The sequence below is a fragment of the Escherichia sp. WS1152 genome (assembly GCF_046487665.1).
GTDB lineage: Bacteria > Pseudomonadota > Gammaproteobacteria > Enterobacterales > Enterobacteriaceae > Escherichia > Escherichia coli.
Genome location: NZ_JBJQJA010000001.1, coordinates 479,622 through 495,064, shown reverse-complemented (window position 1 = coordinate 495,064; position 15,443 = coordinate 479,622). Strand labels below are relative to the sequence as shown.

General features: G+C 51.8%; 13 protein-coding genes. 4 read left to right on the top strand and 9 right to left on the bottom strand.

Annotated features, from left to right (window positions below; all coding sequences use genetic code 11):
* Positions 1 to 12: 12 nt before the first annotated feature.
* Genes nagK through lolC form a run of 4 tightly spaced genes read right to left on the bottom strand, consistent with a single transcriptional unit; the run spans position 13 to position 4,090 of the window.
* The gene (gene nagK, locus ACJHW7_RS02300) at positions 13 to 924 is read right to left on the bottom strand and encodes an N-acetylglucosamine kinase (protein ID WP_021556711.1); all 912 of its coding nucleotides are present in this window, start codon (positions 922 to 924) and stop codon (positions 13 to 15) included.
* Positions 925 to 952: 28 nt separating this feature from the next.
* Complete coding sequence (lolE, locus tag ACJHW7_RS02295) at positions 953 to 2,197, bottom strand: lipoprotein-releasing ABC transporter permease subunit LolE (RefSeq protein WP_024227161.1); 1,245 nt, start codon at positions 2,195 to 2,197, stop codon at positions 953 to 955.
* Positions 2,197 to 2,898, bottom strand: a complete 702-nt coding sequence (gene lolD, locus ACJHW7_RS02290; RefSeq protein WP_001033695.1) for a lipoprotein-releasing ABC transporter ATP-binding protein LolD — start codon at positions 2,896 to 2,898, stop codon at positions 2,197 to 2,199. The genes lolE and lolD overlap by 1 nt, the downstream gene beginning before the upstream one ends.
* Positions 2,891 to 4,090, bottom strand: a complete 1,200-nt coding sequence (lolC, locus tag ACJHW7_RS02285; RefSeq protein WP_000284714.1) for a lipoprotein-releasing ABC transporter permease subunit LolC — start codon at positions 4,088 to 4,090, stop codon at positions 2,891 to 2,893. The genes lolD and lolC overlap by 8 nt, the downstream gene beginning before the upstream one ends.
* Before the next feature lie 261 nt (positions 4,091 to 4,351).
* Between lolC and ACJHW7_RS02280 the strand changes: the two genes are divergently transcribed.
* The 3 genes from ACJHW7_RS02280 (at position 4,352) to ldtC (ending at position 10,105) form a co-directional block, all read left to right on the top strand.
* Positions 4,352 to 5,425 carry an acyltransferase family protein gene (locus ACJHW7_RS02280; protein ID WP_021556709.1) on the top strand — a complete coding sequence of 358 codons (1,074 nt, stop codon included), beginning with the start codon at positions 4,352 to 4,354 and terminating at the stop codon, positions 5,423 to 5,425.
* A 127-nt stretch (positions 5,426 to 5,552) separates the two neighbouring features.
* A complete protein-coding gene (gene mfd, locus ACJHW7_RS02275; RefSeq protein ID WP_040234675.1) occupies positions 5,553 to 8,999 on the top strand; it encodes a transcription-repair coupling factor in 3,447 nt (1,148 codons plus the stop codon).
* A gap of 143 nt (positions 9,000 to 9,142) precedes the next feature.
* The gene (gene ldtC, locus ACJHW7_RS02270) at positions 9,143 to 10,105 is read left to right on the top strand and encodes a L,D-transpeptidase LdtC (protein ID WP_072769094.1); all 963 of its coding nucleotides are present in this window, start codon (positions 9,143 to 9,145) and stop codon (positions 10,103 to 10,105) included.
* 82 nt (positions 10,106 to 10,187) lie between these two features.
* On the opposite strand, the gene bhsA is transcribed toward ldtC, so the two are convergent.
* Entirely contained in the window at positions 10,188 to 10,445 is a 258-nt protein-coding gene (gene bhsA / locus ACJHW7_RS02265) for a multiple stress resistance protein BhsA (RefSeq protein ID WP_000800153.1), read from the bottom strand.
* 240 nt (positions 10,446 to 10,685) lie between these two features.
* Here bhsA and comR point away from each other — a divergent pair, with 240 nt between their 5' ends.
* Positions 10,686 to 11,318: a TetR family copper-responsive transcriptional repressor ComR gene (gene comR, locus ACJHW7_RS02260; RefSeq protein ID WP_001301779.1), complete on the top strand. Its 633-nt coding sequence runs from the start codon at positions 10,686 to 10,688 to the stop codon at positions 11,316 to 11,318.
* A gap of 61 nt (positions 11,319 to 11,379) precedes the next feature.
* Here the strand turns inward: comR and ACJHW7_RS02255 are convergent, their stop codons facing one another.
* The 4 genes from ACJHW7_RS02255 to nagZ all read right to left on the bottom strand — a co-directional run bounded on the left by ACJHW7_RS02255 (position 11,380) and on the right by nagZ (position 15,440).
* Positions 11,380 to 11,919, bottom strand: coding sequence for a glycine zipper 2TM domain-containing protein (locus ACJHW7_RS02255; RefSeq protein ID WP_001043459.1), 540 nt, complete (start codon positions 11,917 to 11,919; stop codon positions 11,380 to 11,382).
* Between the two features lie 226 nt (positions 11,920 to 12,145).
* Positions 12,146 to 13,450 carry an NADH-quinone dehydrogenase gene (gene ndh / locus ACJHW7_RS02250; protein WP_000211045.1) on the bottom strand — a complete coding sequence of 435 codons (1,305 nt, stop codon included), beginning with the start codon at positions 13,448 to 13,450 and terminating at the stop codon, positions 12,146 to 12,148.
* A gap of 399 nt (positions 13,451 to 13,849) precedes the next feature.
* Positions 13,850 to 14,392, bottom strand: coding sequence for an alpha/beta hydrolase YcfP (ycfP, locus tag ACJHW7_RS02245; protein WP_000587933.1), 543 nt, complete (start codon positions 14,390 to 14,392; stop codon positions 13,850 to 13,852).
* Between the two features lie 22 nt (positions 14,393 to 14,414).
* Entirely contained in the window at positions 14,415 to 15,440 is a 1,026-nt protein-coding gene (nagZ, locus tag ACJHW7_RS02240; protein WP_000529291.1) for a beta-N-acetylhexosaminidase, read from the bottom strand.
* Between the last annotated feature and the right edge of the window lie 3 nt (positions 15,441 to 15,443).

The following is a 15,443-nucleotide window of genomic DNA, read 5'->3' as shown; positions in this document are numbered from 1 at the left end:
AACCTCTGTTGTTTAATCGGTTAGATGTAGGAAGGCCGCACCACGCATTCCTCCCGCATCACCGTGGCGCGCGCGTTCAATGCGCGGAACACGAGCTACAGGTAAGAGATGACGAGGCAGCCTGTCCGCCAGTTGCGTTGTGATTGCCGGGAAATTCGATAAGCCACCACCAATGACGACCAGGTCAGGGTCAACAATGGTCAGGATATTTCCCAGACAAACCGCTAATAAATCCAGATAACGCTCAACGTGCGCCCTTGCCTGCTCATCGCCTTGATCATAAAGCGCAATAATTTCGGGAGCCTGCAACGGTTGATGATAATAGTGTTGATACAGCCACGCAAAACCGCGACCAGACAGATAATTTTCAATGCAGCCATGCTGACCACAGCCGCAGCGGCGTAACGGGAAATCCAACCCCATCATGGTTAACGCATCAACCGGCAGACGCATATGGCCAAACTCGCCGGTAATGTAGCTTTTACCAGTAATCGGTTTGCCGTTGAAAATCAGCCCGCCGCCAACGCCGGTGCCGAGAATCAACCCCATCACCAACGGATATTGCGTAAATTCGTCATCCCAGGCTTCTGAAAGGGCAAAACAGTTGGCATCGTTATCAAGGCGTACATCGCGATCAAGACGTGCGCTCAGGTCGGCACGCAGCGGTCTACCGCTGGCAGCGGGGACATTGGCGGCATACAGCGTACCATCTTCTGTTTCCGGCATTCCCGGAATACCAATGCCGACAGAACCTTTACAGCCAAAACGTTGGTCAGCTTCAGCTACCAGCTCACACACTGCATCTAAAAATGCGTCATAGCTGTCACGCGGTGTCGGCACCCGCTTTTCCCACTGCAACTGCCGACCGCTATCAAACACGCCAAGCGCAATTTTTGTTCCACCAATATCAAACCCGTAATACATTGCCGCTCCTTGTTTTAATGTACTGCCTTTACTGGCCGCTAAGGACTCGCGCAGGGTCAATATTACTGGCGCGCCGCGCCGGATACCAACTTGCCAAAAGACTCAGCAACAATGCTGTGACCAGTACGTAGAAGACGTCCAGCCAGTGCAATTCCGATGGCAGGAAATCAATAAAATAGATATCGCTGGAGAGGAAATGATGACCAATCAGCTTTTCAATCCGCTCAATAATCGGGGTAAGTTGTAGTGAAACAACTACGCCGATAATCACCCCACACAGGCTGCCGAACAGCCCTGCCAGCAATCCATACCAGACAAAGATGGCGCGAATTAAACCATCTTTCGCCCCCAGCGTTCTTAATACTGCGATATCGCCACTCTTGTCTTTCACCGCCATCACTAAGGTGGAGACGATGTTGAAACAGGCCACGCCAATCACCAGTACCATCGCCAGATACATAATGGCGCGGATCATCTGAATATCGCGATACATATAGCCGTAAGTACCAATCCAGCTTTTAATATAAACATAGCTGTTGGTCACTTCACCCGCATCGCGTACCAGCTTATTGGCGTTGAAAACATCCGTCATTTTAAGGGCAATACCTGACACGCTGGAACCCATATCAAGATATTGTTGGGCATCCGCCAGCGGGATCATGGCAAAACTGTGATCGAGTTGACCACTCAATTGCAAAATACCGGCAACGTGCAAACGCACTCGTTTTGGCTGCATCAGTTTATGCTCAGGATTCGAGTTGGGGATCATAATCGACACCCAATCGCCCTGCTTCACTTTCAGCGCATCCGCCACGCCTTTGCCGATGATAATTTGCTGTTCGCCCGCTTTAAAATTGCGCCAGGCATCCCCCTGAACAAACGAGGGTAATGCGCTCAGACGCTGTTCCTGTTGCGGGTTAACGCCCTTCACCTGGATTGCGCGCAGATTCGCTCCACTTTCCACCAGCCCGGTGAAATTGATATACGGCGCAGCAGCGGCAATACCTGGCACTTTTTGCACGTTATCCAGTGCTTCCTGCCAGTTAGTCCACGGTTGATCCACCGCCTCTATTTCGCCATGCGGCACCACCGCTAGAATGCGGTTATTCAGTTCGCGTTCAAAGCCGTTCATCGCGCTTAAGCCGACGATCAATACCGCCACGCCAAGGGCAATGCCAATGGTAGAAATGACGGAGATCAGCGACACCATGCCGCCGCGTCGCCGTCCGCGACTAAAACGCAGGCCAATTAATAACGATAAAGGCATCGCCATTACTCCGCCCCCATCAGGCTCAGTTCTGCCGTCAGACGACCATCACGCATCTCCAGTTGGCGGCTCATACGTTTCGCCAGTTGCAGGTCGTGAGTAACCACCAGGAAGGCAGTACCCTGCAAACGATTCAACTCCCCGAGCAACTGGAAGATGCTGTCTGCGTTACGAGCATCGAGGTTACCGGTAGGTTCATCCGCCAGTACCAGACGCGGGTTATTGACCAGCGCACGGGCAATCGCCACACGCTGGCGTTCGCCGCCAGAAAGTTCAGATGGGCGGTGATTCGCACGATGCTCCAGCCCCACCGCTTTTAGCATTTCCAGCGCACGGCTGTTGATTTCAGCGGGCTTTTTCTTGCCAATCAGCAGCGGCATAGCCACGTTTTCCAGGGCGGTAAAATCCGGCAGCAGGTGGTGAAACTGATAAATAAAGCCCAGCTTCTGGTTGCGCAGTTCTGCTTTCGCTGCCGACGACAGTTTGCTCATTGGCTGACCATTAAAAATCACATCGCCGGAGGTTGGCGTATCCAGCCCGCCCAGCAGGTGCAGCAAGGTACTTTTACCGGAACCAGAGCTACCGACGATCGCCATCATTTCACCTTCGCCGACGCTGAAACTGACATTGTGCAGCACATCGGTTTGCACACTGCCTTCCTGATAGCGTTTGCACAGGTTGTCGCATTGCAACAGGATCTTATTCATAACGTAAAGCCTCAGCGGGTTGAGTGGCGGCAGCGCGCCATGAAGGGTAAAGCGTAGACAGCAGCGCGATAGCCATCGCCACCAGCGCAATAACAATGACCTGTAAAGGTTCGATAGCCACCGGCAGCGCCGCGCCATCAAGCAGGACGCCGATTATCGGCATCAGATTATTTAACTGGCTGGCAAGCAGGGCGCCAAGCGCCGCTCCGAGGATCGCACCGATAATCCCGGCGCTGGCCCCTTGCACCATAAAGACCATCATGATTTGTCGCGGAGTTAAGCCTTGCGTTTGCAGGATCGCTACTTCGCCCTGCTTCTCCATTACCATCAGCCCTAGTGAGGTAATAATGTTAAACGCCGCAACGGCGACAATCAGGCTCAGCAGTAAGCCCATCATATTTTTTTCCATGCGTACGGCCTGGAACAGCTCGCCTTTACGGTCACGCCAGTCCTGCCATTTGCTGCCTTCAGGCAGTTTTTGCTGACTTAAAGAGTCAACTTTCAGCGGCTCATCCAGCCACAAACGCCAGCCGGTAATATTGCCTGCCGGATAACGCATTAGACGCGAGGCATCCTCAATATTCACCAGCATTTCATAGCCATCGACTTCACTGTTAGCGGCAAAAGTACCAATCACATTGAACAGGCGCTGACTTGGAATACGCCCCATCGGCGTGAACTGGCTGGCAGATGGCACCATCACGCGGATTTGATCACCGCGATTGACGCCCAACTGTGAGGCAAGCTGTTCACCGAGGATGACATTATATTTCCCCGGCTCGAGGTCAGTTTGTTTCACATTGACCAGATACGGCGTTAGTGGATCTTTTTGCGCCGGATCGATACCCAGCATCACCCCGACCGCCACGCTGCGCGCGCTTTGCAGTACCACATCACCGGTAGTAATAGGTGCGACGCGATTAACGCCGTCCAGTTTGACTGCCGTTTCCGGGAGTTGCTGCGGGTTAAGAGAGCCATGCTCAGAAGAGAGAATTGCCTGTGGCATCAGGCCAAGGATGTTGTTTTGCAGCTCGCGCTCAAAGCCGTTCATCACTGACAATACTGTGACCAGCGCCATCACCCCGAGGGTAATGCCGATGGTAGAAAGCCAGGAGACGAAACGACCGAAGCGATCCGCTGCACGCCCACGCATGTAACGCAGGCCAATAAATAGAGCGACAGGTTGGTACATGAAATCCGTCTGGTTGCTGTAGCAAAGACACGAGTATATAAGCGAAAGCAAGATGGGTAAACGTCTGAACTGTAAGTGATCGTCAGGGCTAATCTGAAAAGCCCCCGTAAATCAATCGGCTAAATTGCCATGTTTTATCATCAATCTTGCCGCCTGATCTTAATCTGAAAAATCATCCAATACAGACAGATACCCATTACACCTCGGGTCATAACCCGCAGGATCAACCGCATGTAAATTAAAAAAGAGCGTGTTGTCCTGATGAAACAAAAAGAGCTATGGATTAACCAGATCAAAGGGTTATGTATTTGTCTGGTGGTGATTTATCACTCGGTCATTACCTTTTATCCGCATATGACCACTTTTCAGCATCCGTTATCGGAAGTCCTGAGCAAATGCTGGATCTATTTCAATCTTTACCTTGCACCCTTTCGTATGCCGGTTTTTTTCTTTATATCCGGCTATTTGATTCGCCGCTATATCGACAGCGTACCGTGGGGAAATTGTCTCGATAAACGGATCTGGAGCATCTTTTGGGTGCTGGCGCTTTGGGGCGTAGTGCAGTGGCTGGCGTTAAGTGCGCTGAACCAGTGGCTGGCACCTGAGCGCGATTTAAGCAATGCCTCCAATGCCGCGTATGCCGATTCCACCGGTGAGTTCCTGCACGGGATGATCACCGCCAGCACCAGCTTGTGGTATCTGTATGCGTTAATTGTCTATTTCGTGGTATGTAAAATTTTTAGCCGTCTGGCGCTGCCACTATTCGCCTTGTTTGTACTGCTGAGTGTGGCGGTTAATTTCGTTCCCACGCCGTGGTGGGGAATGAACAGTGTGATCCGCAATTTGCCTTATTACAGCCTTGGCGCATGGTTTGGCGCAACAATAATGACCTGTGTTAAAGAGGTGCCGTTGCGCCGCCATCTGCTGATGGCTTCTTTGCTGACCGTTCTGGCGGTCGGTGCCTGGTTGTTTACTATATCGCTGCTGTTGTCGCTGGTATCGATTGTGGTGATCATGAAGCTGTTTTATCAATACGAGCAACGTTTCGGTATGCGCTCCACCAGCCTGCTGAATGTGATTGGCTCCAACACCATTGCTATCTACACCACCCATCGCATTCTGGTTGAAATATTCAGCTTAACTCTGCTTGCGCAAATGAACGCAGCACGCTGGTCGCCGCAAGTCGAACTGACACTCCTGCTGGTTTATCCCTTTGTCAGTTTGTTCATCTGTACTGTTGCGGGCTTGCTGGTAAGAAAACTTTCACAGCGAGCATTCAGCGATCTGTTGTTCTCCCCGCCTTCACTGCCCGCTGCCGTCAGTTACTCCCGCTAAGCCATCGCCCCAGCCGGGGCGATTCAATTTGCTAAACCATGTCGATTACGGATAATGAACAGCATTGCTTATCAGAGATATGCCCCCATATGTTGAGGCATATCCTAACGAGAATCTGACAACCGTTATGCCTGAACAATATCGTTATACGCTGCCCGTCAAAGCGGGTGAGCAGCGTCTGCTGGGCGAGTTAACCGGCGCTGCCTGCGCGACGCTGGTGGCGGAAATTGCCGAACGTCACGCCGGTCCGGTGGTACTCATTGCACCAGATATGCAAAATGCTCTGCGTTTGCATGATGAAATCAGCCAGTTCACCGATCAGATGGTGATGAATCTGGCGGACTGGGAAACCCTCCCTTACGACAGTTTTTCGCCTCATCAGGACATTATCTCCTCGCGCCTTTCCACCCTTTACCAGCTACCGACGATGCAGCGTGGCGTACTGATTGTTCCGGTGAATACGCTTATGCAGCGCGTTTGCCCACACAGTTTTCTCCACGGTCATGCGCTGGTGATGAAAAAAGGTCAGCGCCTGTCACGAGATGCATTACGAACCCAACTGGACAGCGCCGGTTATCGCCATGTTGACCAGGTGATGGAGCACGGCGAATACGCCACGCGCGGCGCGTTGCTGGATCTCTTCCCGATGGGGAGTGAGCTGCCTTATCGTCTTGATTTCTTTGATGATGAAATCGACAGCCTGCGGGTGTTTGACGTCGACAGCCAGCGCACGCTGGAGGAAGTAGAAGCGATTAATCTGTTGCCCGCGCACGAATTTCCGACCGATAAAGCGGCAATTGAACTGTTCCGCAGCCAGTGGCGCGATACCTTCGAAGTGAAGCGCGATCCGGAACATATTTACCAGCAAGTGAGTAAAGGCACATTACCTGCCGGGATCGAGTACTGGCAGCCATTGTTCTTCAGCGAACCACTGCCGCCGCTGTTCAGTTATTTCCCTGCCAATACCTTGCTGGTGAATACTGGCGATCTGGAAAACAGTGCCGAACGTTTCCAGGCTGACACGCTGGCGCGTTTTGAGAATCGCGGCGTCGATCCGATGCGCCCACTGTTGCCACCACAATCGCTCTGGCTGCGGGTGGACGAGCTCTTCTCAGAGCTGAAAAACTGGCCCCGAGTGCAGCTAAAAACTGAACATTTACCGACAAAAGCCGCGAATGCCAATTTAGGTTTCCAGAAACTGCCAGACCTGGCCGTTCAGGCACAACAAAAAGCGCCGCTGGATGCGCTGCGTAAGTTCCTCGAGTCTTTCGACGGTCCGGTGGTGTTCTCGGTAGAAAGTGAAGGCCGCCGTGAAGCGCTGGGTGAACTGCTCGCGCGAATTAAAATTGCTCCGCAACGCATTATGCGTCTTGATGAAGCCAGCGACCGTGGGCGTTATCTGATGATTGGCGCTGCAGAGCATGGTTTTGTCGATACGGTACGTAATCTGGCGCTGATTTGCGAAAGCGATCTGCTCGGTGAACGCGTTGCCCGCCGTCGTCAGGACTCTCGCCGCACCATCAACCCCGATACACTGATCCGCAACCTCGCGGAGCTGCATATTGGCCAGCCGGTGGTCCATCTGGAGCACGGCGTCGGTCGTTATGCCGGAATGACCACGCTGGAAGCTGGCGGCATTACCGGCGAGTACCTGATGCTCACCTATGCCAACGACGCCAAACTGTATGTTCCGGTGTCGTCACTGCATCTGATTAGCCGTTACGCAGGTGGCGCGGAAGAAAACGCCCCGCTGCATAAACTTGGCGGCGATGCGTGGTCACGCGCGCGGCAGAAAGCGGCGGAAAAAGTGCGTGATGTGGCGGCGGAATTGCTGGATATCTACGCGCAACGCGCCGCCAAAGAGGGCTTCGCGTTTAAACACGATCGTGAGCAGTATCAGTTGTTCTGCGACAGCTTCCCGTTTGAAACCACGCCGGATCAGGCGCAGGCCATTAATGCGGTACTTAGCGGCATGTGTCAGCCGCTGGCAATGGATCGTCTGGTGTGCGGCGATGTTGGCTTTGGTAAAACAGAAGTGGCGATGCGCGCCGCTTTCCTGGCAGTAGATAACCACAAGCAGGTGGCGGTGCTGGTGCCTACCACCCTTCTCGCGCAGCAGCATTACGACAACTTCCGCGACCGTTTCGCCAACTGGCCGGTACGTATCGAAATGATCTCCCGTTTCCGCAGCGCCAAAGAGCAGACGCAAATCCTTGCGGAAGTGGCGGAAGGGAAAATCGATATTCTGATCGGTACGCACAAACTGCTGCAAAGTGACGTCAAGTTTAAAGATTTAGGCCTGCTGATTGTCGATGAAGAACACCGCTTCGGGGTGCGTCATAAAGAGCGCATTAAAGCGATGCGCGCGAACGTGGATATTCTGACGCTTACTGCAACGCCGATCCCACGTACGCTGAATATGGCAATGAGCGGAATGCGTGACCTGTCGATTATCGCCACGCCGCCCGCCCGTCGTCTGGCAGTTAAAACCTTTGTCCGTGAGTACGATAGTCTGGTGGTTCGGGAGGCGATCCTGCGTGAAATTTTGCGCGGGGGGCAGGTTTATTATCTCTACAATGATGTGGAAAACATCCAGAAAGCCGCCGAACGGCTGGCAGAACTCGTACCAGAAGCGCGGATCGCCATCGGTCACGGGCAGATGCGCGAGCGCGAACTGGAACGGGTGATGAATGATTTCCATCATCAACGTTTCAACGTGCTGGTTTGTACAACCATTATCGAAACCGGGATCGACATCCCGACAGCCAACACCATTATCATTGAACGCGCGGATCACTTCGGTCTGGCGCAGCTGCACCAGTTACGCGGTCGCGTCGGACGTTCGCATCATCAGGCATATGCATGGTTGCTGACGCCGCATCCAAAAGCGATGACTACCGATGCACAAAAACGTCTTGAAGCGATTGCCTCGCTGGAAGATCTCGGTGCAGGTTTTGCGCTGGCAACGCACGATCTGGAGATCCGCGGCGCGGGTGAACTGCTTGGCGAAGAACAAAGTGGCTCAATGGAAACCATCGGTTTCTCGCTGTATATGGAGTTGCTGGAAAACGCCGTCGATGCACTGAAAGCCGGACGCGAGCCGTCGCTGGAAGATCTCACCAGCCAGCAAACAGAAGTCGAGCTGCGGATGCCGTCGCTATTGCCAGATGATTTCATTCCTGACGTGAATACGCGTTTGTCGTTCTATAAACGTATTGCCAGCGCCAAAACGGAAAACGAACTGGAAGAGATCAAAGTCGAGCTTATCGATCGCTTCGGCCTGCTGCCGGATCCGGCGCGTACCCTGCTGGATATTGCCCGTCTGCGCCAGCAAGCGCAGAAACTGGGGATCAGGAAGCTGGAAGGTAATGAGAAAGGCGGGGTGATCGAATTTGCCGAGAAGAATCACGTTAATCCGGCCTGGTTGATTGGTTTGCTGCAAAAACAGCCGCAGCATTACCGCCTTGATGGTCCGACGCGCCTGAAATTTATTCAGGATTTGAGTGAGCGGAAAACGCGTATCGAATGGGTACGCCAGTTTATGCGTGAACTGGAAGAGAACGCGATCGCTTAATGGTAAATCGGGGGCGTTTCTGCGCCCCCATCTGCAACATTTACAAATTCTTTGCACTTCCCTGCACTATCCGACACTGTCACCATCCATAATTCAGGCTTATCTGTTTATTACAATAACCTTATATTTATTATGGATTTTTGGTGATGATCATAACGCGTTTTTCTCGCTGGCTAACGTTTTTTACGTTCGCCGCTGCCGTGGCGCTGGCGCTACCGGCAAAAGCCAACACCTGGCCGCTGCCGCCAGCGGGCAGTCGTCTGGTTGGCGAAAACAAATTTCATGTGGTGGAAAATGACGGTGGTTCTCTGGAAGCCATCGCCAAAAAATATAACGTCGGCTTTCTCGCTCTGTTACAGGCTAACCCCGGCGTTGATCCTTACGTACCGCGCGCGGGCAGCGTGTTAACGATCCCGTTGCAAACCCTACTTCCAGACGCGCCGCGCGAAGGCATTGTGATCAACATTGCGGAGCTGCGTCTCTATTACTACCCGCCGGGTAAAAATTCGGTAACCGTGTATCCAATAGGTATTGGTCAGTTAGGTGGTGACACGCTGACACCGACAATGGTGACCACCGTTTCAGACAAACGTGCAAACCCAACCTGGACGCCAACGGCAAACATCCGCGCCCGTTATAAAGCACAGGGAATTGAGTTGCCTGCGGTAGTGCCGGCTGGACCGGATAACCCAATGGGCCATCATGCGATTCGTCTGGCGGCCTATGGCGGCGTTTATTTGCTTCATGGTACGAACGCCGATTTCGGCATTGGCATGCGGGTAAGTTCTGGCTGTATTCGTCTGCGGGATGACGATATCAAAACACTCTTTAGCCAGGTCACCCCAGGCACCAAAGTGAATATCATCAACACTCCGATAAAAGTCTCTGCCGAACCAAACGGTGCGCGTCTGGTTGAAGTACATCAGCCGCTGTCAGAGAAGATTGATGACGATCCGCAGCTGCTGCCAATTACGCTGAATAGCGCAATGCAATCATTTAAAGATGCAGCACAAACTGACGCTGAAGTGATGCAACATGTGATGGATGTCCGTTCCGGGATGCCGGTGGATGTCCGCCGTCATCAAGTGAGCCCACAAACTCTGTAAATCCTGGATAAAAAAAATCCCCGCGACACGGCATGTCGCGGGGAAAAAATCAGCAGTAGCAGGCATTAATGAGGGTTAATGCTTATTTATAAATTACTGCTGTTCCATGGAGGGTATTCGGACCGGTTACAGAAGTAATACGGAAAGATTTTGCGCCCATCTCATCCGCTTTTTGCGCCAGCTGCTCTTCCAGCGATCCCAGATTTGTCCCCGCGTTAGCACTGATTGTACCGACTTTTTGTTGGCCTTCTGGCGTTGACTGAACTTCGACAGCCGCAAAGCTGGCAAATGACATGGAGCTTAAAATCGCCGCAGCGATGAGGGTTTTTACGTTTTTCATAATAGTGGCCTTATGCAGATGAATGACGTCGCAAGCAATTACTTAACGATCGATAACTAAATGATAGATGTGATCTGGATCACATACAAGATATTTTTTATAACAATCATTAATTAATTTAAAAATCTTTAAATTTCAGTTAAATAGAAAGCAATTATTTTTATGGGATCTGGACTGGTGAACGGAGGTGATTATTTTTATAATAACCTTTCATTCACAGTCACCAGGTACAACGGCATCATGGCAACTGACTCAACACAATGTGTAAAAAAAAGCCGTGGCCGCCCAAAAGTGTTCGACAGGGATGCCGCGCTTGATAAGGCCATGAAATTGTTCTGGCAACACGGTTATGAAGCGACTTCTCTTGCGGACCTCGTCGAAGCGACCGGAGCCAAAGCGCCCACGCTATACGCGGAATTTACCAACAAAGAGGGGTTATTTCGTGCCGTTCTCGACCGCTATATCGATCGTTTTGCCGCTAAGCATGAAGCACAGCTGTTTTGTGAAGAGAAAAGCGTGGAGTCTGCGCTGGCTGACTATTTTGCTGCCATCGCCAACTGCTTTACCGGCAAAGACACCCCGGCAGGCTGCTTCATGATCAACAACTGCACCACCCTCTCCCCAGATTCAGGAGATATCGCCAATACGTTGAAATCACGCCATGCGATGCAAGAGCGCACTTTGCAGCAGTTTTTATGTCAACGACAAGCGCGCGGGGAAATCCCGACCCACTGTGACGTGACACATCTGGCAGAATTCCTTAATTGTATTATTCAGGGGATGTCGATCAGCGCACGCGAAGGTGCATCGCTGGAAAAACTGATGCAGATTGCCGGAACGACTTTGCGTTTATGGCCCGAACTGGTGAAATAAGTCGCAAAAAAAGCCCCTCAGCCTGAGCGAATGAGGGGCCAAATTGCAGAGTACAGCCTTGTTATACTTTGTTATTCAAAATCAGTTGCCCGTTACTATCTAGCGGGATCTGCGTACCCGGATCGCGGTCCATGCGGATTTTGCCCTGCTGATCGCCAATCTTATAGGTCACATCATAACCGAGCATTTTTTCTGACTTGTCATACACCGTTTTACAACGCTGTTGCGTAGTCGTGTAAGTATCGCTTTCCTGGAGAGAGCCCTGGATCTGGTTACCGGCATATCCACCACCCAGCGCCCCCACAACAGTGGCGACATCTTTACCACGACCACCACCAAACTGATGCCCTATCACGCCGCCAGCAACAGCGCCGAGCACCGACCCGGTAATGCGATTTTCATCCTGCACCGGTCGACGATGGGTCACTGTGACGTTGCGACACTCCTGACGCGGTGTTTTAACCGTTTCCTTGATTGGGGTTGCAGAAACAACCTGAGCGTATTGCGGGCCACGTTCAAACACGTTCAGACTGGCCACTGCCGCTACGCCAAGCGCAGCTGCGACACCAATCCCGATACCCGCCAACATTGATTTATTCACGGGAATACCTCCTTCTTTGCAGTTATGCCAATCATGCAAGCGAAGGAGAAAAGCAGCTATCAGACAGAAGATGAAAAGCGCGGGAATGGCTGGAAATACTTAAGGATTCGGAGGAGTCTGAAGGAATGCCTGATGCGACGCTTAACGCGTCTTATCAGGCCTACCGCTCGTACCATTTGTCCAGGGCGGATGAGGCGTTTATGCCACATCCGCCAGTGTACGTCGATTAATGCAACTTCAAACGCGGACGGATAACGCGGTTAATACTCCCCACCAGCATCATTAATCCGGTTTTAAAGTAACCATGCAGCGCAATCTGATGCATTCGGTATAGCGAGATATATACAAAGCGCGCAATTCGTCCTTCAATCATCATTGAGCCGCGCGTCAGGTTACCCATCAGGCTACCGACGGTGGAGAAGTTCGACAGCGATACCAGCGAACCATGATCTTTATACTGATAATTTTTCAGCGGCTTACCGTTCATCTGCGCCAGAATGTTGTTCATTGCGCAAGTCGCCATCTGGTGTGCAGCCTGAGCACGCGGCGGAACAAAGCCCCCTTCCGGACGCGGGCATGACGCGCAGTCGCCAATAGCGTAAATGTCTGGATCGCGGGTGGTTTGCAGCGTCGGTTCCACCACCAGCTGGTTGATACGGTTAGTTTCAAGACCACCGATATCTTTCAGGAAGTCTGGCGCTTTGATCCCGGCTGCCCATACCATCAGATCAGCCTCAATATATTCGCCATCTTTAGTGTGCAGGCCGCCTTCATCAGCACTGGTGACCATGGTTTGCGTCAGCACGCGAACGCCAAGTTTCGTTAGCTCGTTGTGGGCCGCAGCAGAGATACGTGGCGGTAATGCAGGCAAAATACGTTCTCCCGCTTCTACCAGCGTTACGTTCAGGGCTTCGTTGGTCAGGCCTTTGTAACCGTAGCTGTGCAGTTGCTTGACCGCGTTGTGCAATTCAGCGGAGAGTTCTACACCCGTCGCGCCGCCGCCGACAATCGCAATGTTCACTTTGCCATTTGCGCCCAGGTTGGCGGAGTATTTCAGGAAGAGATTCAGCATCTCCTGGTGAAAGCGACGCGCCTGGTGCGGGTTATCGAGGAAAATGCAGTTCTCTTTGACACCTGGCGTATTGAAATCGTTAGAGGTGCTACCCAGCGCCATTACCAGGGTGTCATAGGCGATTTTACGCTCCGGAACCAGCAGTTCACCTTTCTCATCGCGCAGTTCTGCAATAGTGATTGTTTTCGCTTCACGATCAATATCAATGACGGAACCCAGCTGGAACTGGAAACCATGATTGCGCGCATGGGCCAGATAGCTCAACGCATCGACGCCTTCATCAAGCGAGCCAGTCGCCACTTCGTGCAGCAGCGGTTTCCACAGGTGGCTGTGGTTACGATCGACCAGCGTAATTTTGGCTTTTTTCTTGCGTCCCAGCTTATGCCCCAGCTGTGTTGCCATTTCCAGCCCACCAGCACCGCCGCCGACAATCACAATCTTTTTCAATGGCGTAGTCAACGTGACCCCCTTAAATTTATTAACCAATTGTTAATTAATGGTTATTAGCATAGCTCTTAATTAACAACAGGTTACAGCAATGAAAATGTTCTTCGCTATTGAGAATAACATGAATGGTGCATTGGTCATACCAAAATTGATGTTAATCAAGTTTTGTTGCTGAAAAGATAGGCGACTTTACCGGGTGAGATCAAAAAACAGAGTTTATTGCTTATTATTTGAGCGAATTTGTGAGAGTGATATAGCGTGAGGGGTGTATGTAGGGCGTTCGGTAGGTCTGATAAGAGGCGCATCAGGCATTGATGCTCGACTGTCGGATGCGGCGTGAACGCCTTATCCGACTTACAGAATTCGGAGCGCATCAGGTACCGGCAAGGTTACCTGATGCGACGAGGGCATTTACCCGAGGGTTTTGAACGCTTTAATGCGCTGCAAATGCGGGGAGATATTCTTGAATTTGTGCGTCTGCTCTTCGTCCCAGACAATCTCGTAATAATGATGCAACTCTTCAGATGTCCGCTGGCTGTTAAGCGCTTCATCATTACGCGACAAAATCACCAGGCAACGATCGCGATTCTTCTCACGGAAGTTGGTCACACACTTAGTGGCAATATCGGCATACTCTTCCGGGCGATCAATCTTGCCTTCCATGTTCTCATAAGGGAACAAATTAGGGTTGAAGATCACCTGGCGGATATCGCAAAGAAAACCAATCCGTTCCGCCCAGTATCCGCCCAGACCAACGCCGCAAATTAGCGGACGCTCGTCAACGTTCAGTTGCAACATTTTGTCCACTTCTTTAAGCAGATGCTGCATATCATGTTTCGGATGCCGCGTACTGTAGCTTATCAAGCGTACATCCGGGTCAATAAACTGCAATTGTAAGACTTTCTCGTGGTTACCCGGACTGTTAGAGTCAAAACCGTGTAAATAGATAATCATCGCTTCCTCACATAAGCCAAGGTTAGTGACCTGCTTTCTCTTCCTGCCAGCGTTCATGTAACTGATTCAGACGGGCGCTGATCGCTTTCCAGCGAGCCGAGTCCATCAGTTCCTGTCGCGAAAATGAACCTTTATGATACAAACGTGTAACACGTTCTGCCTTGATCGGTGACAGATTATCTAACACGCTGACGGCCCCTTTACGATTATTGCAGACCAAGATCATATCGCAACCCGCATCCAGTGATGCCTGCCCGCGTTCGGCATAACTGCCCATAATCGCGGCACCTTCCATCGATAAATCGTCAGAGAAAATCACGCCGTCAAAACCCAGTTCCTGACGCAAAACGGTTTTCAGCCAGTAGGAAGAACCGCTCGCCGGACGCGGATCAACATCACTGTAGATCACATGCGCAGGCATAATGGCGTCGAGTTTATTTTCGCGGATTAACGTGCTGAAAACCGACATATCTTTGGCACGAATTTCCGCTTGCGGGCGTGGGTCGCACGGCGTCTCTTTGTGTGAATCTGCAGTTACTGCACCGTGTCCTGGGAAGTGTTTCCCGGTCGTTTTCATTCCGGCTTCATGCATCCCATCAATAAACCGACTGGCGATTGCCAGGGCTTTTTCTGGGTCGGCATGATAAGAACGCTCGCCAATCGCCGCGCTGATATGTCCTACATCCAGCACTGGCGCAAAGCTGATATCAATATCCATAGCGATCATTTCGCTGGCCATCAGCCAACCCGCCTCTTGCGCCAGTTTGCCGCCCTCTTCCATTCCCAACAGCGCAGCAAAGGATTGTGCTGCCGGTAAGCGGGTAAAACCTTCGCGAAAACGCTGAACGCGTCCACCTTCCTGATCTACCGCCACCACCAGATGATTGCGCGATGCTGCGCGGATCTGGCGCACCAGTTCACGCAACTGGGCAGGATCATGATAGTTTCGCGTAAAGAGAATCAGCCCTCCCACCAGCGGATGCGCCAGTATTTCACGCTCTTCCGCGTCCAGTTCGTAACCTTCGACATCCAACATTACTGGACCCACACT

Bases quoted from the DNA above. Each gene is read 5' to 3' on its own strand.
- nagK (WP_021556711.1), bottom strand. From the start codon at position 924: ATGTATTACGGGTTTGATATTGGTGGAACAAAAATTGCGCTTGGCGTG.
- lolE (WP_024227161.1), bottom strand. From the start codon at position 2,197: ATGGCGATGCCTTTATCGTTATTAATTGGCCTGCGTTTTAGTCGCGGA.
- lolD (WP_001033695.1), bottom strand. From the start codon at position 2,898: ATGAATAAGATCCTGTTGCAATGCGACAACCTGTGCAAACGCTATCAG.
- lolC (WP_000284714.1), bottom strand. From the start codon at position 4,090: ATGTACCAACCTGTCGCTCTATTTATTGGCCTGCGTTACATGCGTGGG.
- ACJHW7_RS02280 (WP_021556709.1), top strand. From the start codon at position 4,352: ATGAAACAAAAAGAGCTATGGATTAACCAGATCAAAGGGTTATGTATT.
- mfd (WP_040234675.1), top strand. From the start codon at position 5,553: ATGCCTGAACAATATCGTTATACGCTGCCCGTCAAAGCGGGTGAGCAG.
- bhsA (WP_000800153.1), bottom strand. From the start codon at position 10,445: ATGAAAAACGTAAAAACCCTCATCGCTGCGGCGATTTTAAGCTCCATG.
- comR (WP_001301779.1), top strand. From the start codon at position 10,686: ATGGCAACTGACTCAACACAATGTGTAAAAAAAAGCCGTGGCCGCCCA.
- ycfP (WP_000587933.1), bottom strand. From the start codon at position 14,392: ATGATTATCTATTTACACGGTTTTGACTCTAACAGTCCGGGTAACCAC.